The organism is Heliomarina baculiformis (genome assembly GCF_019966545.1).
GTDB lineage: Bacteria > Pseudomonadota > Alphaproteobacteria > Rhodobacterales > Rhodobacteraceae > Heliomarina > Heliomarina baculiformis.
Genome location: NZ_JAIMIC010000002.1, coordinates 282,804 through 303,368 on the forward strand (window position 1 = coordinate 282,804; position 20,565 = coordinate 303,368).

The 20,565-nt window shown below is 61.3% G+C and carries 21 protein-coding genes; 13 read left to right on the top strand and 8 right to left on the bottom strand.

The features are described 5' to 3' along the window. Positions 1-162 precede the first annotated feature (162 nt). A complete protein-coding gene (locus MF268_RS04995) occupies positions 163-369 on the bottom strand; it encodes a hypothetical protein (RefSeq protein ID WP_238369801.1) in 207 nt (68 codons plus the stop codon). Positions 370-702: 333 nt separating this feature from the next. On the opposite strand from MF268_RS04995, the gene MF268_RS05000 reads away from it, so the two are divergent. Then, positions 703-1,569, top strand: a complete 867-nt coding sequence (locus MF268_RS05000) for a lytic transglycosylase domain-containing protein (RefSeq protein WP_420485416.1) — start codon at positions 703-705, stop codon at positions 1,567-1,569. A 127-nt stretch (positions 1,570-1,696) separates the two neighbouring features. Here MF268_RS05000 and MF268_RS05005 read toward each other — a convergent pair whose 3' ends face one another. The 5 genes from MF268_RS05005 to tldD form a co-directional block, all read right to left on the bottom strand. Beyond that, positions 1,697-2,320 carry a 3-oxoacid CoA-transferase subunit B gene (locus MF268_RS05005; protein ID WP_238369802.1) on the bottom strand — a complete coding sequence of 208 codons (624 nt, stop codon included), beginning with the start codon at positions 2,318-2,320 and terminating at the stop codon, positions 1,697-1,699. Beyond that, on the bottom strand, positions 2,320-3,024 hold the full coding sequence (locus tag MF268_RS05010; RefSeq protein WP_238369803.1) for a CoA transferase subunit A: 705 nt from the start codon (positions 3,022-3,024) through the stop codon (positions 2,320-2,322). Before MF268_RS05010 ends, MF268_RS05005 begins: the two co-directional genes overlap by 1 nt. Before the next feature lie 140 nt (positions 3,025-3,164). Continuing rightward, entirely contained in the window at positions 3,165-5,798 is a 2,634-nt protein-coding gene (gene topA / locus MF268_RS05015; RefSeq protein WP_238369804.1) for a type I DNA topoisomerase, read from the bottom strand. A 179-nt stretch (positions 5,799-5,977) separates the two neighbouring features. Then, on the bottom strand, positions 5,978-7,120 hold the full coding sequence (gene dprA / locus MF268_RS05020; RefSeq protein WP_238369805.1) for a DNA-processing protein DprA: 1,143 nt from the start codon (positions 7,118-7,120) through the stop codon (positions 5,978-5,980). A gap of 184 nt (positions 7,121-7,304) precedes the next feature. After that, positions 7,305-8,729: a metalloprotease TldD gene (tldD, locus tag MF268_RS05025; protein ID WP_238369806.1), complete on the bottom strand. Its 1,425-nt coding sequence runs from the start codon at positions 8,727-8,729 to the stop codon at positions 7,305-7,307. A 182-nt stretch (positions 8,730-8,911) separates the two neighbouring features. On the opposite strand from tldD, the gene coxB reads away from it, so the two are divergent. The 11 genes from coxB (at position 8,912) to MF268_RS05080 (ending at position 18,839) form a co-directional block, all read left to right on the top strand. Then, the gene (gene coxB / locus MF268_RS05030) at positions 8,912-9,754 is read left to right on the top strand and encodes a cytochrome c oxidase subunit II (RefSeq protein ID WP_238369807.1); all 843 of its coding nucleotides are present in this window, start codon (positions 8,912-8,914) and stop codon (positions 9,752-9,754) included. Between the two features lie 125 nt (positions 9,755-9,879). Further along, complete coding sequence (gene cyoE, locus MF268_RS05035; RefSeq protein ID WP_238369808.1) at positions 9,880-10,821, top strand: heme o synthase; 942 nt, start codon at positions 9,880-9,882, stop codon at positions 10,819-10,821. Next, positions 10,818-10,979 (top strand): hypothetical protein, encoded by a 162-nt coding sequence (locus tag MF268_RS05040; RefSeq protein WP_198952262.1) that lies wholly within the window; start codon positions 10,818-10,820, stop codon positions 10,977-10,979. Before cyoE ends, MF268_RS05040 begins: the two co-directional genes overlap by 4 nt. Then, entirely contained in the window at positions 10,979-11,554 is a 576-nt protein-coding gene (locus MF268_RS05045; RefSeq protein WP_238369809.1) for a cytochrome c oxidase assembly protein, read from the top strand. Before MF268_RS05040 ends, MF268_RS05045 begins: the two co-directional genes overlap by 1 nt. Before the next feature lie 25 nt (positions 11,555-11,579). Further along, positions 11,580-12,392 carry a cytochrome c oxidase subunit 3 gene (locus MF268_RS05050; protein ID WP_238369810.1) on the top strand — a complete coding sequence of 271 codons (813 nt, stop codon included), beginning with the start codon at positions 11,580-11,582 and terminating at the stop codon, positions 12,390-12,392. 100 nt (positions 12,393-12,492) lie between these two features. After that, complete coding sequence (locus tag MF268_RS05055; protein WP_238369811.1) at positions 12,493-13,164, top strand: SURF1 family protein; 672 nt, start codon at positions 12,493-12,495, stop codon at positions 13,162-13,164. A 5-nt stretch (positions 13,165-13,169) separates the two neighbouring features. Next, positions 13,170-14,558 (top strand): threonine synthase, encoded by a 1,389-nt coding sequence (gene thrC / locus MF268_RS05060; RefSeq protein ID WP_238370207.1) that lies wholly within the window; start codon positions 13,170-13,172, stop codon positions 14,556-14,558. Then, positions 14,555-15,817 carry a M16 family metallopeptidase gene (locus MF268_RS05065; RefSeq protein ID WP_238369812.1) on the top strand — a complete coding sequence of 421 codons (1,263 nt, stop codon included), beginning with the start codon at positions 14,555-14,557 and terminating at the stop codon, positions 15,815-15,817. Before thrC ends, MF268_RS05065 begins: the two co-directional genes overlap by 4 nt. 21 nt (positions 15,818-15,838) lie before the next feature. Continuing rightward, positions 15,839-16,423, top strand: a complete 585-nt coding sequence (locus MF268_RS05070) for a GNAT family N-acetyltransferase (RefSeq protein WP_238369813.1) — start codon at positions 15,839-15,841, stop codon at positions 16,421-16,423. 126 nt (positions 16,424-16,549) lie between these two features. Then, a complete protein-coding gene (locus MF268_RS05075; protein ID WP_238369814.1) occupies positions 16,550-17,374 on the top strand; it encodes an MBL fold metallo-hydrolase in 825 nt (274 codons plus the stop codon). Between the two features lie 49 nt (positions 17,375-17,423). Beyond that, positions 17,424-18,839, top strand: coding sequence for an FAD-binding oxidoreductase (locus tag MF268_RS05080; protein ID WP_238369815.1), 1,416 nt, complete (start codon positions 17,424-17,426; stop codon positions 18,837-18,839). 67 nt (positions 18,840-18,906) lie between these two features. Here the strand turns inward: MF268_RS05080 and MF268_RS05085 are convergent, their stop codons facing one another. Further along, positions 18,907-19,446 carry an adenine phosphoribosyltransferase gene (locus MF268_RS05085; RefSeq protein WP_238370208.1) on the bottom strand — a complete coding sequence of 180 codons (540 nt, stop codon included), beginning with the start codon at positions 19,444-19,446 and terminating at the stop codon, positions 18,907-18,909. A 258-nt stretch (positions 19,447-19,704) separates the two neighbouring features. Here MF268_RS05085 and MF268_RS05090 point away from each other — a divergent pair, with 258 nt between their 5' ends. Beyond that, entirely contained in the window at positions 19,705-19,875 is a 171-nt protein-coding gene (locus MF268_RS05090; RefSeq protein ID WP_198952261.1) for a hypothetical protein, read from the top strand. A gap of 12 nt (positions 19,876-19,887) precedes the next feature. Here the strand turns inward: MF268_RS05090 and MF268_RS05095 are convergent, their stop codons facing one another. Next, complete coding sequence (locus tag MF268_RS05095; protein WP_238369816.1) at positions 19,888-20,517, bottom strand: LysE family translocator; 630 nt, start codon at positions 20,515-20,517, stop codon at positions 19,888-19,890. Between the last annotated feature and the right edge of the window lie 48 nt (positions 20,518-20,565).

The following is a 20,565-nucleotide window of genomic DNA, read 5'->3' on the forward strand; positions in this document are numbered from 1 at the left end:
CCCGGCTGCCAGAAACCAAGCCGAGTGGAAGAGCGACTCTCCTTATCCGCAGAGTCGGCACGAAGTCGTTTTGATCAAAGAATAAATTCTGGCGGACAAAAGAGAACCGCGCCCTCTGAAAGAGGACGCGGTTCAAACGATCGGAGAGATCGCGGGGAAAGATTACTCGGCTTCGCTTTCGCCGCCGCTGCCGCTCGGGCTCTTGCCGGAGATAAAGGAGCCGGTGCTTTCGGTCAGGCTAGTGGTGCCCGAGGAGATCGAAGTGTAGGCGGCGCCCGCCAGGGCAACGACGGCTGCGGTCAGAACGACCCAGTCCACCGTAACGGCGCCGTCTTCGTCTTTGCGGAATTTGTTTAGAAACTTGTTCATTTTGGTCCCTCCATAGGATCAACAGAAAAGATGGTACATATTCAGTCGAGCAGAAAATTCTCGACCGGGATGAAGAGCTTATCGCGTTCGGCCATGGCAATAGTTGGGCATAATCCGGGAATTTTGGCCGCAAAGCCCGGTTATTGCCCTACGGGAACATCAAGTTATTGAAAAGAAAATGGAATTATTGGAATGTACCACGCCCTTGACCCTAGGGGGCGATGCATTTCGGTGTCAAATCAAAGCGAATATTATGAATCGTTTCCGAAAAGCTGGCAATCCGCCCACCGCTTGGCAAGACTTGTGGAAAAAATGAAAATTGTGAGGCAAGTCATGACCTTTCGCGCGCTCGCTTTCGGCCTGATGGGCCTGGCGCTGGCAAGCCCGATTCCCGGTCGGGGTGATACGCCCGCGCCATTTCCCGAGTTTTCTGCCAAGCGCGTGACCGCGCCCGGTGCGCGCACGGCTAACGCGCCGAATGTGGCGCGCAAACGCATCACGGTGCAGATCGACCCGGCAGAACAGGCCGCCGTGCTGGCAGCGCGGCCCGCGTTTCCCGTCGAACCTCTCCCGACTGTCGATTCAAATCCCGACGCGCCGGGCAGGCAGGCCTCCTTCGGTCGCTACGACTGGTTTTGGGATGCGGTCTCGCCGGATATGTCCGGCAGCGGTCCGGGCCGGCTTGCCCCCGCGCTCAGCGTGCTGAGCAGTTCCGGCAAGGTCGCGGCCCCGCGGCTTCAGGCGATGCAGGATATCGCGAAGTCACAGGGCATTCCGATTCTGAAGAGCACCGTCGGCACCAAGGTTTCACCGGCACTGGTCCTTGCCGTGATCGCCGTTGAATCCTCGGGACGTACAGATGCGCTCAGTACGGCTGGGGCGGCGGGGCTGATGCAGCTGATGCCGGATACTGCTACGCGCTTTGGCGTCAAAGACCGGTTGGCGCCGGATCAGAGCATTTCAGGCGGTGTGAAATATCTCGACTGGCTGATGGGGGAGTTTGGCAGTGATCCGATCCTCGTGCTGGCCGGGTATAATGCGGGCGAGGGGGCGGTGAAATCCCACAAGGGTGTTCCGCCCTATGCCGAAACCCGCGATTACGTGCCCAAGGTGCTTGCAGCGTTTCAGGTCGCAAGCGCGCTCTGCCAGACACCGCCTGAACTGATATCGGACGGCTGCGTCTTTGTGACAATGAACTGACTGACGTTCAAAGCGCTAAATTTCTAATCGAAAATTTGCAAAGAATTTCTTAAATTCTTGTGCTCTGAGCCGGAAACGAAAAAGGCCGGACGCAACCGCCCGGCCTTTGCCTCAATACGGAAACCGATCAGACGATGGTCGCCTCGGTGGCGTTGCGCAGTTCTTCTTCGGTGACACCCTCCGCACATTCGACGATCTTCAAACCGCCCTCGACCACGTCCAGCACGCCGAGGTTGGTGATGATGCGGTCAACCACGCCCTTGCCGGTCAGCGGCAAGGTGCATTCCTTCAACACTTTAGATTCACCGGCCTTGTTCTGGTGATCCATCACTACGACCACCCGGCCAACGCCTGCGACGAGGTCCATCGCGCCGCCCATGCCCTTGACCAGCTTTCCCGGGATCATCCAGTTGGCGAGGTCGCCATTCTCGGCCACTTCCATCGCGCCGAGGATCGCCGCTGCGATCTTGCCGCCACGGATCATGCCAAAGGACATCGCGCTGTCGAAATACGAGGTGCGCGACAATTCTGTGATCGTCTGCTTGCCCGCGTTGATCAGGTCGGGGTCTTCCTCGCCCTCGAAAGGAAAGGGGCCCATGCCCAGCATGCCGTTTTCGGACTGCAGGGTGATATCCTTGTCGCCCACGTAATTGGCCACCAGTGTCGGAATGCCGATGCCAAGGTTCACATACATGCCGTCTTCAAGTTCTTCCGCCGCGCGCGCGGCCATCTGATTGCGATCCCAGGGCATTATGCGTCCTCCTTCGCGCGGGTTGTCACTTTTTCGATCCGCTTCTCATGCTCGCCCTGGATCAGGCGGTGCACGTAGATGCCCGGCAAATGGATGTGATCCGGGTCGAGCGAGCCGCGCGGTACGATTTCCTCGACCTCTGCCACGCAGATCTTGCCGCACATGGCCGCGGGCGGGTTGAAATTGCGCGCGGTCTTGCGGAAAACTAGGTTGCCTGTGTCATCGGCTTTCCACGCTTTCACGATCGAGAGATCGGCAAAGATACCTTCCTCGAGGATGTAATCCTCGCCGTGGAACTGCTTTACCTCTTTGCCCTCGGCAATCTGCGTCCCGACGCCGGTTTTGGTATAAAACCCGGGGATGCCGCTGCCGCCGGCACGCATGCGCTCGGCCAGCGTGCCCTGCGGGTTGAATTCCAGCTCGAGCTCGCCGCTCAGGTATTGGCGCATGAATTCGGCGTTTTCACCCACGTAGGACGACATCATCTTCTTGACCTGCTTGGTCTGAAGCAGCACGCCAAGGCCGAAATCGTCAACGCCCGCGTTGTTCGATGCAACTGTCAGATTCTTGGTGCCCGCTTCCTTGATCGCGTCGATCAGCAGCTCCGGAATGCCGCAAAGGCCAAAGCCGCCGGCCGCGATCAGCATGCCGTCGAACAATATGCCATCCAGCGCTTCGGCGGCGGAATCGTATATCTTTTTCATGAAAATCCCCGAGTTTCTGCGTCTGTCTTTATGTGACCCTGGGGAAGAAGAGAGTCAACGCGATTGGCGTGAAGCCGGGCGCGCGCCGGTTGCGACAGCGCGCGACGGCACGGCCCCGCAGGGCCGCGCCCGATGAAGCGTCAGTCGTCGCCTGCTGCCTTCTTCGCAGGCGCTTTCTTTTTCGCGGTGGTCTTTTTCGCCGCCGCCTTCTTGGCCGGGGCTTTCTTGGCGGCGGCTTTTTTCTTGGCCGGGGCTTTCTTGCCCGACTTCGCCGCCTTCTCCGCGATCAGTTCGACGGCCATTTCCATCGTGACCGCATCCGGTTCGACCTCTTTGGGCAAAGTGGCGTTGATCTTTTCCCATTTCACGTAAGGCCCGTATTTACCTTCCATGATGCTGATCTGGCCGCCCGCATCAGGGTGTTCGCCGATCTCGCGCAGGGTCTTGGCGGCGGCCCCGCGTCCGCCCCGGCTTGCGACCTTTTCAGCCAAAAGCTGGACAGCGCGGTTCATGCCCACGGTGAACACTTCCTCGAGGCTTTCGAGATTGGCGTTGGTGCCGCCCCGGTCAGAGGTGCTGGGCGCGTGTTTGATATAGGGGCCGTAGCGTCCGATGTTCGACCAGACCATGATCCCGTCCTCGGGATGGGGGCCGATCTCACGCGGCAAGCTCAGCAGTTTCACGGCGCGTTCAAGGTCAAGCTCTTCGGCAGGCCATTCCTTGGGCACGGACTGGCGCGGCGGTTTCTTGTTCTCTTCGGTGACCGGGCCACGCTGCACATAGGGGCCGAACCGTCCCTTGAAGACGCGGATTTCGTCACCCTGATCGGTGCCCAGCAGCTTGCCATCGGGCGGAATCGCTCCGTCGTCCTCGGCACCCGGCGGGCCGAATGCACGGGTATAGCGGCATTCGGGGTAGTTGGAACACCCGATAAATGCGCCGCCTGACCGGGCCGTGCGCATCGAAAGCCGTCCTTCACCGCAATTCGGGCAAAGCCGCGGATCACTGCCATCCTCGGTGGGCGGGAACAGGTGCGGCTCGAGCACCTCGTTGATCTTTTCCAGAACATCCGTGATGCGCAATTCGCTGGTTTCGGCAATCGCCGCCGAGAAATCGCGCCAGAACCTTGCCAGCACGGCTTTGTAATCGGCGTCACCGGCGCTCACGTGGTCAAGCTCATCCTCGAGCCCGGCGGTGAAATCATATCCGACGTATCGGCGGAAATAGTTCTGCAGGAAGGCGATCACCAGCCGCCCCTTGTCCTCGGGAATCAGTCGGTTTTTGTCCTTGCGGACATATTCGCGGTCCTGGATCGTGGTGACGATGCTGGCATAGGTCGACGGACGCCCGATGCCGAGCTCTTCCATCTTCTTGACCAGAGTCGCCTCGGTATAGCGGGGCGGGGGCTGGGTGAAATGCTGTTCGGGCGTGACCGAGCGCTTGTCGGCCTTTTCGTCCTGGCTGATCTGCGGCAGGCGCTTGTCATCGTCATCGACAACCGAATCGTCGCGGCCTTCCTCGTAGACCTTGAGAAAACCGTCAAATAGCAGGACCTGACCGGTCGCGCGCAGCTGGACCTGTTCATCCTTGCTGCCGATATCGACCGTGGTGCGTTCAAGCCGCGCCGATTCCATCTGGCAGGCCAGTGTCCGTTTCCAGATCAGGTCGTAAAGCTTGCGCTGGTCGGGTTCGCGCAGGTTGAGCGATTCCGCATCCGCCGCCATGTCGGTCGGGCGGATACATTCGTGGGCTTCCTGCGCGTTCTTCGCCTTGTTCTTGTAGATGCGCGGGCTGCCGGGCACATATTCCTTGCCATAGCGGCTTTGGATCGCGTCGCGCGCGGCAGTTACCGCTTCGGGCGCCATGTCGATGCCGTCCGTCCGCATATAAGTAATGTGTCCGGCCTCGTAGAGGCGCTGCGCCGTGCTCATGGTCTGGCGCGCGCCCATGCCGAATTTGCGGCTGGCTTCCTGTTGCAGGGTCGAGGTCATGAACGGCGCGGAAGGATTGCGCGTGGCCGGTTTCGCCTCGACCGATTGCACGGTAAGGTTGCGGCTGTTGATCGCTTGAACCGCCAGTTCGGCCTGCGTTTCATTCTCGATATCGTAGCGTTCGAGCTTTTTACCGGCGAGCACCGTCAGCCGGGCTTCGTATTCCTGACCGCGCGGCGTGGCGAGCATGGCCTTGACCGACCAGTATTCGCGGGCATTGAACGCCTCGATCTCCATCTCGCGTTCGACGATCAGGCGCAGGCAGACCGATTGTACACGCCCCGCCGATTTCGCGCCGGGCAGCTTGCGCCAGAGCACGGGCGAGAGATTGAAGCCCACAAGGTAGTCGAGCGCGCGGCGGGCGAGATAGGCCTCGACCAGCGGCATGTCGACCTGGCGCGGGTTGGCCATAGCCTGAGCGACCGCATCCTTGGTGATCGCGTTGAAGGTCACGCGGCTGACCGGTGTATCCTTCTTGATCGACCGGCGTTTGGTCAGCGCCTCCTGCAGGTGCCAGCTGATCGCCTCGCCCTCGCGATCGGGGTCGGTCGCGAGGATCAGTTCGCCATCTTCGGCCAGTGCGTCGGCAATGGCTTTCATGTGTTTCTTGCTGTCCGACGCGACTTCCCATTTCATCTCGAAATCGTGTTCGGGGTCGACCGATCCATCCTTTGGCGGCAGGTCCCGCACATGCCCGTAGGAGGCCAGAACCGTGTATCCGGGGCCAAGATACTTATTGATTGTCTTCGCTTTGGCCGGAGATTCTACAACGACTACAGGCATTTAACGCTTTACCTCATATGCGGATGCGGGGCTGCTCTATGACGGCGCAACATGTGGGGTGCAAGGGTGTAATGTCAATGCGTCTGCAAACGGCGCGTCAATCTGACGTTGCTTTGGTCTGCCGGATGCACGTGTTGCAGGCACTGGCGCAGGGTCGCAATGAGGTTGAGCGAGCGAAATCAGCGTGCCCGGGCGAGCAGACCGCCAGAGTGACGTTCGATCTTGCCGTCTATCTCCAGATCGACCAGCGCCGGGGCCACGATATTCGGCCCGAGGGCGAGATCGCGGATAAGCTGGTCCTCGGCCAGCGGCGCGGGGCCGAGCCGGTCGAGGATCTGGCTGTGCAGCGCGGCGGTTTCGCGCAGGCTGCGGCGTTCCGGCGGGGGCGGAGGGATGTCATCGAGCAGGTCGGCCTGGATCGGGGCGCGGCGCGGTGACAGCGCATTCAGCACATCCTCTGCATTGCGCACCAGCGTGGCCCCGTCCCGGATCAGCATATTGCAGCCTGCGGCACGCGCATCGAAGGGATGGCCCGGCACCGCCAGTACATCGCGGCCCTGATCCAGCGCGTCGCGCGCGGTGATCAGGCTGCCGGATTTCATTGCTGCCTCGATCACGACGACGGCCCGCGACAGGCCTGAGATGATGCGGTTTCGTGGCGGGAAATGGCGCGACATGGGCGTCTGACCCATCGGCTGTTCCGATATCCGCAGGCCCTTGGCGGCGATGTCATGGGCCAGCGCGGCGTTTTCGGGTGGATAGATCGCATCGACCCCGCCTGCCATGACGGCAATCGTACCGGTGGGCAGCGCCGCCAGATGCGCCGCCGCATCAATACCACGCGCCAGCCCGGAGGCGACGACAAAGCCCTGCTCCCCCAGATCGCGGGCAAGGGCACGGGCCATGCGCGTGCCAAGCGAGGAGGCATTGCGCGCGCCGACCATACCGATGGCGGGCTGATGCAGCAGCGATATGTCCCCGATGGCCCAGAGCAGGGGCGGGGCATCTTCTATGGTGGCGAGTTCGGGAGGGTAATCAGGTGACCCAAGGCACAAAAGCCGCGCTTTGACAGCCCTTGCCGCCCTGAGTTCACCATCTATTACGCCGGCTGGGCATATTTCATATCCGTCCACACCGGCAGCGCGTGCCACTTCAGGCAACGCGGCAAGGGCATTCTGCGCCGTGCCATGCTCTGACAGGAGCCGGTAGAACGTTGACACACCGACCCTGCGAGAGCGCAACAGACGAAGCCACGAGTACCGATCTTCTTCCGTGGTGGGTGGGAGTGGGGGGTGAGTGGAAGAAAAACTTTCCTCGGTCATCCGTAACTCCGCCTGATTGCCCCATCAAGCTAGCGTCAAAGTGGTTAACAGCTCGTAAAGTGCCGCCGATTTTTCGCTCTTCTTCCGAAAATTATTCCGACTGGCAGCGCTATTTTGTAAGGCCTTTCTTAAGCAAGAAATGCCAGCGCGAGGGCCGTCGGCGACTCGCCCTGTCAGGACTCGGTCAGCCGGCCGCAGATCCGCCAACCGTCAGACCATCCATGAGCACGGTCGGCTGGCCGACGCCCACCGGCACCCATTGCCCGTCCTTGCCGCAATTGCCCATACCGGGGTCAAGCGCCATGTCATTGCCAAGCGCGCGGATGTGTTTCAGCGAGGTCGCACCGTCGCCAATCAGCGTGGCGCCCTTGACCGGTGCGCCCACCTTGCCGTCGATCACGCGATAGGCCTCGGTGCAGGAAAACACGAACTTGCCGTTGGTGATGTCGACCTGACCGCCGCCGAATCCAACTGCGTAGATGCCATCCTTCATTTCGGCGACAAGATCAGCGGGGTCGGCATCACCGCCCATCATGTAAGTATTCGTCATGCGCGGCATGGGTTTATGCGCATAGCTCTCGCGCCGACCGTTACCGGTTGGCTCGACGCCCATAAGCCGGGCGTTCTGCCGGTCTTGCATGAAACCGACAAGGATGCCGTGCTCGATCAACACGTTGCGACGCGACGGCGTGCCTTCGTCATCGACGGTGATCGAGCCGCGCCGGTCGGGAATCGTCCCGTCGTCAAGCACGGTCACGCCCTTGGCCGCAACCTGCTGGCCCATAAGCCCGGCAAAAGCACTGGTGCCCTTGCGGTTGAAATCGCCTTCCAGCCCGTGGCCGATCGCCTCGTGCAGCAGGATGCCGGGCCAGCCTGGGCCAAGCACCACTTCCATCACGCCCGCCGGGGCGGGGACCGCTTCGAGATTGACCAGCGCGATGCGCAGCGCCTCGCGCGCCTTGGCCTGCCAGTCCCGCGGATCGATCAGCCCGTCCAGACCGACACGCCCGCCACCGCCCGCCGATCCGGTTTCCCGGCGGCCGTTCGATTCGACGATTACCGAGACGTTGAGCCGGGTCATCGGACGCACATCGCGCACCTGCACGCCATCGGGGCGCAGGATTTCAACCTCTTGCAGGGACGCGCCGAGCATCGCCGATACCTGCACCACGCGCGGATCAAGATCGCGCGCAAAGGCATCTATCTCGCGCAGCGTTTCAACCTTTACCGGGAAGGACACGCCGGAGATCGGGTCTTCATCCGTATAGAGACGGCGATTCGTCGGCAGCGGCGCATCGGCAAGCGCACCGCCGCCATCGCCGACAGCGAGCCGCGCGGTTTCCGAGGCGCGGCGCAGCGCCGACATCGAAAGCTCGGTGGAGTGGGCATAGCCCGCGACTTCTCCACGGACCGCGCGCAGACCGAATCCCTCGGCGGCGTCATAGCTGGCATTCACCAGCCGCCCGTCGTCGAAAGCCAGCGATTCCGAGCGGCGGCGCTCGACAAACAGCTCTCCGTCGTCCGCGCCATCCGTCGCCTCTTGGAGCTGTTTCAGCGCGGCATCCCGCGGAAATGCGCTTTCAAAAGGGCGAAATGGGGCATCGGACATAGGTATTTGCCTTTCAGGAGGGGGCCGTTTGTAAAAAAGCGTCCGTTTGACGCAAGCAGGTCTCTTTATCTGTCTGACAGAATATGGTTTTAACATGCAGCAAATACAACGGGCGGATGCGCGGGACCAGTTCGCGACCGGCCGCCAGCAATAAGAACGCGATCAAACGATCAGGAACTGACATGAAAAATGTATTCACACTCTCGGGGCTGATGACGGTCCTTTCCGCCCTGCCGGCTCTTGCACAGGACGGGCTTGAGATCGTTGGGCGGCCGCATCAGGGCGGCGTGAACTTCCAGACCCCGGTGACTGATCTGGCGCGCGACCAGCAGGGGCTCGATCACCTGCTGCTCATCATCATCACGCTGATCGTGGTGTTCGTGACCGCGCTGCTGATCTTCGCGATTGTGCGCTTCAACCGTCGCGCCAACCCGAACCCGGCGTCTTTTACCCACAACACGCCGCTGGAAATCGCATGGACGATCATCCCGGTGTTCATCCTCGTGCTGATTGGCGCGTTTTCCCTTCCGGTTCTGTTCGAACAGCAGGAAATCCCAGAGGGCGACATCACCATCAAGGCGACCGGCAACCAGTGGTACTGGAGCTATGAATATGTGGATAACGAATTCGGCTTCGATAGCTTCATGCTGCAGCGCGACGGTCTTGAAGAGGCAGGCTATAGCCAGGACGAATACCTGCTGGCCACCGATACCGCCGTCGTTGTTCCCGTCGGCAAGACCATCGTTGTTCAGGTGACCGCATCCGACGTGATCCATTCCTGGACCATCCCGGCCTTTGGCGTAAAGCAGGACGGCGTTCCGGGCCGCCTTGCCGAACTGTGGTTCGAAGCGGATCGCGAAGGCGTCTATTTCGGCCAGTGCTCGGAGCTTTGCGGCAAGGACCACGCCTATATGCCGATCACCGTCAAGGTCGTGAGCCAGGAAGAATATGACGCGTGGCTCGAAGGCGCGATCGAAATGTACGCAGGCAAGCCCGCCGGTTACGACGTGGCGATGGCCGATTGATTGCAGGACGGGGCGGGTCGCCCCGTCACCTTGTACCAAATGTCAGGGCAGGGCGGGTCTCCTGCCCTGAACTTACGAAACCACAGTGACTCAGCAGGGGGGTAGCCCCCGTTTCAAGGCCAGGCATGACTGACGCAAGCATCAATACACAGGCAGATCTGGGCGAGGCCCAATTCGGCGATTATTTCGCGTTGCTCAAGCCCCGTGTCATGACGCTTGTCGTCTTTACCGCGCTGGTCGGCCTTCTGGCTGCGCCGATGCCGGTGCATCCGATGATCGGTTTCTGTGCCGTGCTGTTCATCGCTGTTGGCGGGGGGGCCGCAGGTGCGCTGAACATGTGGTGGGACGCTGATATCGACGCGATCATGCGCCGGACCCGCAAGCGCCCGATTCCCGGTGGCCGTGTCGAACGCGGTGAGGCGCTGGCGCTCGGTCTGACCCTCTCGGGCTTTTCGGTGGTGATGCTGGCGCTGGCGACGAATATCCTCGCAGGCGCGTTGCTGGCCTTTACGATCTTTTTCTACGTGGTCGTCTATTCCATGTGGCTCAAGCGGGCGACGCCGCAGAACATCGTGATCGGCGGTCTTGCCGGTGCCTTCCCGCCGCTGGTGGGCTGGGTCGCGGTGACCGGTTCCATGGCGGTCGAACCCTGGCTGATGGTCGCGCTTATCTTCATGTGGACACCGCCGCATTTCTGGGCGCTGGCCCTGTTCATGCGCTCGGATTACGACGATGCCGGCGTGCCGATGCTGACCGTGACCCACGGTCGCCGCGCGACCCGTGTTCATATTCTTGTCTATACCGTCCTGCTGGCCGTGCTGGCCATTGGCGCCGGGTTCACCAGCATTGGCGGTCCGATCTACCTTGTCGTTGCCGTCGTGCTGAACGCGCTGTTCCTGCTGGGTGCCCTGCGCATCTGGCGTCGCGACGAAAACGACAGCGAGGCCGACAATTTCGCGGTCGAGCGCAAGTTCTTCCGCCTGTCGCTCCTCTATCTTTTCCTGCATTTCGGTGCGATTTTGGCCGAGGCGCTGCTCAAGCCCTGGGGCCTTGGAGGCTGGGCATGAGCATTCGCGTCACGCATGAAATCCACAAGCGCCGCATGGGCCGCAACCTTGGGGTCGCGTTGCTGCTTGTCGCCTTTATCGGCATCGTCTTTGGTCTGACCGTGGTCAAGGTGACCAGTGGCGATTTCCAGGTTCCCAAGGTCGAGGAGATGAACTGATGGCTCTTTCCGGTCCCGGCAAAACGGTTGCAACCACGGTCGGCACGGTCGTCCTGATGGGCGGTCTCGCATGGGCGTCGGTCCCGTTTTACAGCTGGTTCTGCAAGGTCACCGGCTTTGGCGGCGTGCCCAACGTGACCGAGGCGGGCGCAGATCACGTTCTGGACCAGACCATCAAGATCCGCTTTGACGCCTCGATCGATCCGGATATGGACTGGACCTTCAAGCCGGTCGAACGCACGATGGAAATCAAGATCGGCGAGACGGGGCTGGCCTTTTACGAGGCTCACAACCCGACCGACCGGCCCATCGCGGGCTCTGCCGTCTATAACGTCTTCCCTTATGAGGCTGGCGGCTATTTCACCAAGATCGAATGTTTCTGCTTTACCGAGCAGGTGCTCCAGCCGGGCGAAACCGTGCAGATGCCGGTGACCTTCTATGTCGATCCCGAGATGGTCGACGATATCGATGCCAAGCATGTCAATTCGATCACGCTGAGCTATACGTTCTACGAAACCGACCTGCCCGAGGGCTATGCCGCCCTGGACCAGGCCCAAGAAACTAACCTGAATTAATGCCGCAAGGTGAGGGACAACTCTAATGGCGCATGTAAAAAACCACGACTTTCATATCCTTAGCCCTTCGGTCTACCCGTTCATCGGCTCGGTCGGCGCCTTTGCCATGCTGTTCGGCTCGGTGCTCTGGATGCACGGCAGCACGCCGTTTCTGTTCTGGGGCGGGCTGGTTGCCGTTCTCTACACCATGTTCGGATGGTGGTCCGAGGTCGTAAAGGAAAGCCACGTTGGCGATCACACCCCGGTTGTCCGGATTGGCCTGCGCTATGGCTTTATCCTGTTCATCATGTCCGAGGTCATGTTCTTTGCGGCATGGTTCTGGTCCTTCTTCAAGCACGCCATCTACCCGATGTCGGAATATGTTGGCACGCAGTACGTCCCGCCAGTCATCCACGCGGTCGACCCGTTCCACCTGCCGCTGATCAACACGCTTCTGCTGCTGCTGTCCGGCTGTGCCGTTACCTGGGCGCACCACGCGCTGGTTCACAACAATGACCGCAAGGCGCTGGTCAACGGCCTCGCCATCGGCATCGTCTTCGGCATTTTGTTTACTGCGCTGCAGGCCTTTGAATATTACGAACTTCTCGCCCATGAGGGCTGGGAATTCGGCGGCGACCAGTTCTACTCGAACTTCTTCATGGCCACCGGCTTTCACGGCTTTCACGTGATCATCGGTACGATCTTCCTCTTCGTCTGCCTTCTGCGCGCGATGAAGGGCGATTTCACGCCCGAGCAGCACGTCGGTTTCGAAGCCGCCGCATGGTACTGGCACTTTGTCGACGTTGTCTGGCTCTTCCTGTTCTTCGCAGTCTACATCTGGGGCACCTCCGGCATGTAAGCTGTCGATTGCGGGTTCAAAATCCCGCGCACAGCCCGTATCACGCAAGGCGCGCAACATGGTTTGCGCGCCTTCTTCTTGTCCAGGTGGTTCTGTTCCGATGCCGCGTCTGCTGTTCCTGTTAACCTTCGGCCTTGTCGGCACGGCCATCCTTGTCTGGCTGGGTGTCTGGCAGCTTCAGCGGCTGGAATGGAAACAGGGCATCCTTGCCGAGATCGATGCCCGTATCGATGAGCAACCGGTGGCCTTGCCGGCCGACCCCGATCCGGAAACCGATACCTATCTCGCCGTCACCGCTGCTGGGACGATTCTGCCGGGCGAAGTGCATGTGCTGGTGTCGCAAAAGAATATCGGTGCCGGTTATCGCGTGATCGCGCCTTTCGTGACCGACACCGGCCGCCGGATCATGATCGATCGCGGTTTTGTCCGGCAGACAGCCAAGGACGCGCCCCGCGCGCTTGGGCCATTCGAGATCACCGGCAACCTGCACTGGCCGCAGGAACGCGACCGTTTCACGCCTGAGCCGGAGATCGAAGACAACATCTGGTTTGCCCGTGATGTGTCCGCAATGGCGCGTACGCTGGATACCGAGCCGGTTCTTCTGGTGGCCCGCACGCAGACCGATCAGGGGCTTGATCCGATGCCAATCGGGACGGCCAATATCCCGAATGACCACTTGCAATACGCGATCACCTGGTTTTCGCTGGCCCTGATCTGGGTAGCGATGACCGTCTTCTTCATAAGGCGCCCGCGCGCCCGAAAAACCGAATGAGAGACATGCAGTATATCTCGACCCGCGGCACCGCGCCCGCGCTGAGCTTTGAAGACACCATGCTGACCGGGCTTGCCCGTGACGGCGGGCTTTACGTGCCCGAGACCATCCCGCAGATGAGCCGCGAGGACATCGCCGCGCTGAACGGGCTTGGCTATGACGAAATCGCCTTTCGCGTGATGCGCCCTTTTATCGGTGACACGTTCACCGATGACGAATTCCGCGCGATCATCGACCGCGCCGATGCCGGGTTCGGTCACGTGGCGCGTGCGCCGTTGGTGCAGCTTGATCAGAACCACTTTCTACTCGAACTTTTTCACGGCCCCACGCTGGCCTTCAAGGATTTCGCGATGCAGCTGATCGGTCAGCTGTTTCAGGCCGCGCTGGCGCGGCGCGGCGATCGGGTGACTATCGTCGGTGCGACCTCGGGGGACACCGGCTCTGCGGCAATTGAGGCATTCCGGGGGCTTGATAATGTCGATGTCTTTATCCTTTACCCGCATGGCCGCGTCTCCGAGGTTCAGCGCCGCCAGATGACCACGCCTTCGGAAGACAACGTGCATGCGCTGGCGGTAGATGGCGATTTCGATGATTGCCAGGCCGCGCTCAAGGACATGTTCGCCGATGACGATTTCCGCGACGGGGTGAAGCTCGCCGCCGTGAACTCGATCAACTGGGCGCGAGTGCTGGCGCAGGTGGTCTATTACTTTTCCTCCGCTGTCAGCCTGGGCGCGCCGGAGCGTAAGGTGAGCTTTACAGTCCCGACCGGCAATTTCGGCGACATTTTCGCCGGTTACATCGCCAAGCAGATGGGGCTGCCCATCGACAAGCTGGTGGTCGCGACAAACCAGAACGACATTCTGCACCGCTGCCTGTCGGGGCAGGGCTATCACAAGGGGCCGACCCATCCGTCGATCAGCCCTTCGATGGATATCCAGGTCTCGTCCAATTTCGAACGCGCGCTGTTCGATGCCTACGGGCGCGACGGCAAGGCCGTGGCGCAGCTCATGGACGAGCTGAAACAGGGCGGCTTCGACGTGAGTCAGGGCGCGATGGAATTCCTCGCCGAAACCTTTGTCTCGGGGCGGGCGAGCGAGGAAGAAACCAGCGCTACCATCGCCGAGACGCTGAAGAAAAGTGCCGAGCTGATCTGCCCGCATACCGCCGTTGGTGTGAAGGTAGCCGAAGAGCAACGCGCGGCCGATGTGCCGATGATCACGCTGGCCACCGCCCATCCGGCCAAGTTTCCGGACGCGGTCGAGGCAGCGACAGGTATACATCCGCCTCTTCCCCCCGCGATGGCTGATCTGTATGAGAGGTCGGAACGGGTGACCCGGATCGCCAACGATCTCGCGGCGCTCAAGGACCATATCAAGGGAAACATCCGCGCGTGACTGTTCAACAAGACCAACTGGCCAATGGCTTTCGGATCGTCTCTGAATTCATGCCGGGCCTGCAATCCGCGGCCATCGGAATCTGGGTAAATGCCGGCGGACGGCACGAACGGATCGAACAGAACGGGATTGCGCATTTTCTTGAACACATGGCCTTCAAGGGCACGAAAAAGCGCAGCTCGCTACAGATCGCCGAGGCAATCGAGGATGTGGGCGGTTACATCAACGCCTATACCTCGCGCGAGGTGACAGCCTATTACGCGCGGGTGCTCAAGAACGACGTGCCGCTGGCACTGGACGTGATTTCCGACATCCTGCTGAACCCGGTATTCGACCCGAATGAGATCGAAGTCGAACGCGGCGTGATCCTGCAGGAGATCGGGCAGGCGGCGGATACGCCGGATGACGTGATTTTCGACTGGTTGCAGGAAGAAAGCTATCGCGATCAGCCGCTGGGCCGCACCATCCTTGGTCCGTCTGAGCGCGTGAGTTCTTTTTCCCGTGATGACCTGTCGCGTTTCGTGGGCGAGCATTATGGCCCCGGCCAGATGATCCTGTCGGCGGCAGGGGCGGTCGATCACGATGCGCTGGTCAAGGCGGCCGAAGAGCTGTTTGGCCACCTCGCGCCGAGCCCGACCCTGCCGGTTTCGCAAGCGAAGTTCACCGGTGGCGAAGTGCGCCGCGAAAAAACGCTTGAGCAGGCGCATTTCGCGCTGGCGCTGGAAAGCCCCGGCTACCGGGACGATGCGATTTACGTCTCGCAGATCTATTCAAGCGCGCTGGGGGGCGGCATGTCCTCGCGCCTGTTCCAGGAAGTCCGCGAGCGGCGGGGGCTTTGCTATACGATATTCGCGCAGACCGGTGCCTATGCGGATACCGGCACGGTGACGATCTATGCCGGGACGAGCGCCGCGCAGATCGGTGAACTGGCCGGTATCACCATCGACGAGATGAAACGCGCGGCCAGCGACATCAGCGCCGAGGAAGTGGCGCGCGCAAGGGCGCAGATGAAGGCGGGGATGCTGATGGGGCTGGAAAGCCCATCGAACCGCGCCGAGCGTCTGGCCCGGCTGGTGCAGATCTGGGACAAGGTGCCGTCGCTTGAAGATACCATCCAGCGGATCGATTCCGTTACAACGGGCGATGTGCGTGCCTTTGCCGAGATGATCGCGGGCCGCGCGCCGGCGGCGCTGGCGCTTTATGGCCCGATCGCGGATGCGCCCTCGCTCGCGCAGCTTCAGGAGCGGCGCGCCGCCTGATGCCGCTGGGATAACCGCTTGATGCTGCTCTCAAAACGTAAATTGAAGATCGAGACAGAGCGGTTGACCCTGCGCCCGCCGGTGCATTCGGATTTTCGCCCATGGTCGGCGCTGCGCCGCGAAAGCGCGGATTTCCTGACGCCGTGGGAGCCGAGCTGGGCACCCGATCATCTGAGCCGCAAGGCCTTTACCAATCGGGTCTACTGGGCGCAGCGCTCGGTGTCTGGCGGGTCGGCCATTCCGCTGTTCCTGTTCCGGCGCGACAGCGGGGTTCTCGTGGGGGCGATCACGCTGGACAATATCCGGCGCGGACCGGCGCAGGCGGGGACGCTGGGCTATTGGACCGGCCAGAACTTTGCCCGGCAGGGATACATGCGCGAGGCGATCGGCGCGGTGGTGCATTACGCTTTCACCCGGCTCGACCTGTCGCGCATCGAGGCCGCCTGTCTGCCTGAAAATGCGGCATCAAGGGGCTTGCTGGAAAATTCCGGTTTCAAGTACGAGGGCGTAGCGCAGTCCTATCTTCAGATCGGGGGGCGCTGGCGGACACATGTGCTTTATGCCGCGCTGCGCAGTGACAGGCGGGGTCGTACCGAGGCTGGCTGAGCGGGGAAGGGGACGCTGTCCCCTCTTGGCCTCTGGCCAATTCACCCCTGGAGTATTTCCCGCAAGAGGAAAAGCTCACAAAAAAGTTTGAAGGTCGAATCGCGTGGCACCGCTAGGGTTGGTGTCATGCGTTTTCTGATTTTTTCCATCGGTCTTGTGGTGATGTCGCTGACGTCGGTTTCGGCGCAGGAAACGCGTCGGCCGAGCCATTGCATTGCAATTGCCGATGCGGCGCCGGGGATGCAGTTCCTTCAAAAGGCCTCCTGGCAGGAACCGGTGTCTGAGGACGAGGTGCGGATCAGCTACGTGTCCCATGCCAGTTTTCTGATCCAGACGCCGGGCGGGTTGAACGCGGTGACGGATTTCACCGGCTTCATCGGCATGGTGGAAATGGTGCCGGATGTGGTGACGATGAACCATGCGCATGGGACCCATTGGACGGCTGAGCCGGATCCGAGGATTCCGCATGTGTTGCCGGGCTGGGGGGATTTCGGCGAGGGAATTTCGCATCACCTCGATCTTGGCGAGATGCTGGTGCGCAATGTGTCGACGGATATCCGGTCGCAGTGGGGGGGCGAGGAACCGCAGGGCAATTCGATCTTTGTCTTCGAGGTGGCGGGGCTTTGTATCGGGCATCTCGGGCATCTGCATCATGTGCCCAATGACGAGCAATTCGCGGCGCTTGGGCGGCTGGATGTGGTGATGGCACCGGTGGACGGGGGCATGACCCTGCCGTTGGCGGATATGGTCACGGTGCTGAAGCGGTTGAAGTCTTCGGTCGTGATCCCGATGCACTGGTTCAGCGGCGTGGCGCTGGAGCGTTTTCTTATTGATATTGCGGATGAATTCGCGGTCGAACGAGCCGGGATAAATTTCCTTGAGGTGGGCCTGCGGAGCCTGCCGGGGCGGCCGACGGTGATCGTGCTGGAGCCTGCCTATCTCGTCGAATAGGGGCGATTGATACTCTTGCATCCTCTCGAGGCTTTGGGCAATGAGAGGCATGGAATTGAACTCAGCAGATGCGCAATTCGTGGAGCGGCTTACGGGCCGGGTGTCCCCGGATGTCTTTCGCCCCGTCGAACCCCGTTATCTCGAAGAACCGCGTGACCGGTATCATGGCAAGGCGGGTGTTCTGGCCCTGCCGCGTACCGTTGAAGAAGTTTCGGCCCTGGTTGGCGCGGCCTCTGAGGCGCGGGTGCCGGTGGTGCCTTATGGTGGCGGCACGGGCCTTGTCGCGGGGCAGTTGCTGGGCGAGGGGGCGGCGCCGCTGGTGCTGTCGCTGGAGCGGATGAACGCGATCCGCGAAGTACATGTTTCCGAGAACGTTTTGGTGGCCGAAGCGGGCGCGATCCTGTCCGATGTGCAGGCGGCGGCGCGCGAGGCGGGGCGGCTGTTTCCGCTGTCGCTGGCGGCGGAGGGGTCCTGCCGGATCGGGGGCAACCTTTCGACCAATGCGGGCGGGGTCAACGTGCTGCGCTATGGCAATACGCGGGCGCTTTGCCTTGGGCTTGAAGCGGTGATGCCGGACGGGCGCATCTGGCACGGGCTGACCCGGCTGCGCAAGGACAACACCGGCTATGATCTGCGCGATCTGCTGATCGGGGCCGAGGGGACGCTTGGGGTGATCACGGCAGCCGCGCTGAAACTGTCGCCGCAGCCCGCGGCCAAGGGAACGGCGCTGATGATGGTGCATTCCCCCGACGCGGCGCTGGAGCTGCTGGCGCTGGCACAGGAGCAGGTAGGCGATGGGGTGAGCGCCTTTGAACTGATGCATCGCAACGGGTTCGACTTCCTGTCAGAACATCTGCCGCAGCTGCGCCAGCCCTGGTCCGAAGCGCCGGAGTGGTGCGTGCTGGTTGAGCTTGGGCTGTCAAAGGGGAGCGATCCGGTCGAGGCGCTGAGCGATCTCTTTGGCGAGGCGATGGAACGCGATCTGGCTTATGACGGGTTGATCGCGCAGTCCGAGGCGCAGGCCGTGGATTTCTGGATGATGCGCGAGCATATCCCGGAGGCCAACCGCAAGGTCGGCTCGATCGTCAGCAATGACATTGCCCTGCCGCTTGGATCGGTTGCGACCTTCATTGCCAGTGCGCCGGAGAAGCTGGCCGCGCTTGGAGATTTCCGGGTTAACTGCTTTGGGCATCTCGGGGACGGCAACCTGCATTACAATATCTTCCCGGCTGCCGGGCGCGACCGTTCTGAGTATGAGAATATTGCGGTGCAGGCCAAGGATATCATCCATGGGCTGGTGCATGAGATGAACGGGTCGATCAGCGCAGAGCACGGGATCGGGCGCGCCAAGGTCGAAGATCTTGAGCGCTATGGCGATCCGGTGAAGCTGTCGGCGATGCGCGCGATCAAGGCGGCGCTCGACCCGCAGGGGATCATGAACCCGGGGGCCGTGCTGCGGGCATAAGGGCTGCGGTGCGCCCAAGAAAATTCAATTTTCTTGGGAAAATTCCGCGCGGAAAGTTGCGTCGCGATCACTCGCCGTCGAAAGCGCAGAGCGCGTGTACATCCATGCCCATGTCTTCAAGCAGCTTTCGTCCGCCGAGATCGGGGAGGTCGATGATGAAAGCGCAGGACATGATCTTGCCGCCGAGCTTTTCGATCAGCTTGATTCCGGCGGCGGCGGTGCCGCCGGTGGCGAGCAGATCGTCGACCACGAGGATCGTTTCGCCGGCCTCGATCGCGTCATCGTGGATTTCCACTGTCGCCTGACCGTATTCCAGCGTGTAATCTTGGCTGATCGTCTTGCCCGGCAGCTTGCCCTTTTTGCGGATCGGCACGAAGCCGACCGAGAGCTGGTGGGCGATAGCGCCGCCGAGGATGAAACCGCGCGCTTCGAGCCCGACGACCTTGTCGATGCGGCGACCGGCATAGGGGTGCAGCATCTGGTCGATGGCCATGCGAAATCCGCGCGGGTCGGCGAAAAGCGTTGTCACGTCCCGGAACATGATCCCTTCATGGGGGAAATTTTCGATGGTGCGGATATAGTCCTGAACGGTTCTTGACGGTGGCATCTGGGTCTCGATTTTTCTCGGGTCGCGCTTGGTGTGGTGCATTCCGGCCCGGCTTGCAAGCTTGGGCGGTGGCATTTCCACATTGCCGTGGCTCAGCGTGGTTTCGGGGTGGCGCTTTGCCCCGTTTCGGGCAGGGCGGCGATTTCGCTGCCATCGCGTTTGCATTGCCCGGCAAATTGTTTATGAGTCAGTTATATTTACAACCTCTATACAATGTATATACATCCGGTTGTCACCTGGTCCGGGCGGGAGAAGTCAGTGTCGAAGAAAGACGTCAAGGCATCGAAGAAGAACAGCCAGCTCATTCTGCGGCTTGGCAAGGAAGAGCGCGATGCCTTCGTGGAGCTCTGCAAGGAGCTCGACACCAGCGCCGCCCGCGAGATCCGTCGTTTCATTCGCGAATTCATGAAGGAAAACAAGGCGAAATAGGTTCTGCCTTTCCTAAACCGGGCGCCGCATGAAGGCCGTCAGACAGCCCATGGCAACAAGCGATGCACCACCGAAACGGGTGATGTTCGCAATGATGCGCGGTTGCGTGATCAGGCGGCGCAGGCGGTCGGCCATCAGCGCATAGGCGATGGCGTTGAGCCCGGCGAGGGTCACGAAGGTCGCGATCAATAGCGAGAACTGCGGCAGCAGCGCCTCTCCGGGACGCACGAACTGCGGCACGAAGGCGATGAAGAAAGCAATGGATTTCGGGTTCAGCGCGGTAACCGTCGCTGCGTGGCGAAACACCGAACCCGGCGTGATGTCCCGGCTGGGCCGGTCCAGTTGCAGCGCATCCTCGGGCGCTGAGCGGATCAGCTTGATTCCGAGCCAGACCAGATAGACGGCCCCGGCCCATTTCAGGACCGAGAACAGCGTCGCCGAGGTCATCACCAGCGCCCCAAGCCCAAGAAGCGAGGCGGTTAGGGCGATGAAATCGCCAAGGCAGACGCCAAGCGCTGTGGCGATGGCCACGCTGCGCCCTTTGGAGAGCGCATAGCTAAGCACCATCAGCACGGTTGGGCCGGGCAGCAGCAGCAAAGCGGTAGAGGCGGCCAGGAAGGCGAACCAGAGATCAAGGGGCATTTCTGAATTCCTTGCGATAGGGTTGATAGGCGACCGCCCATTGCCATT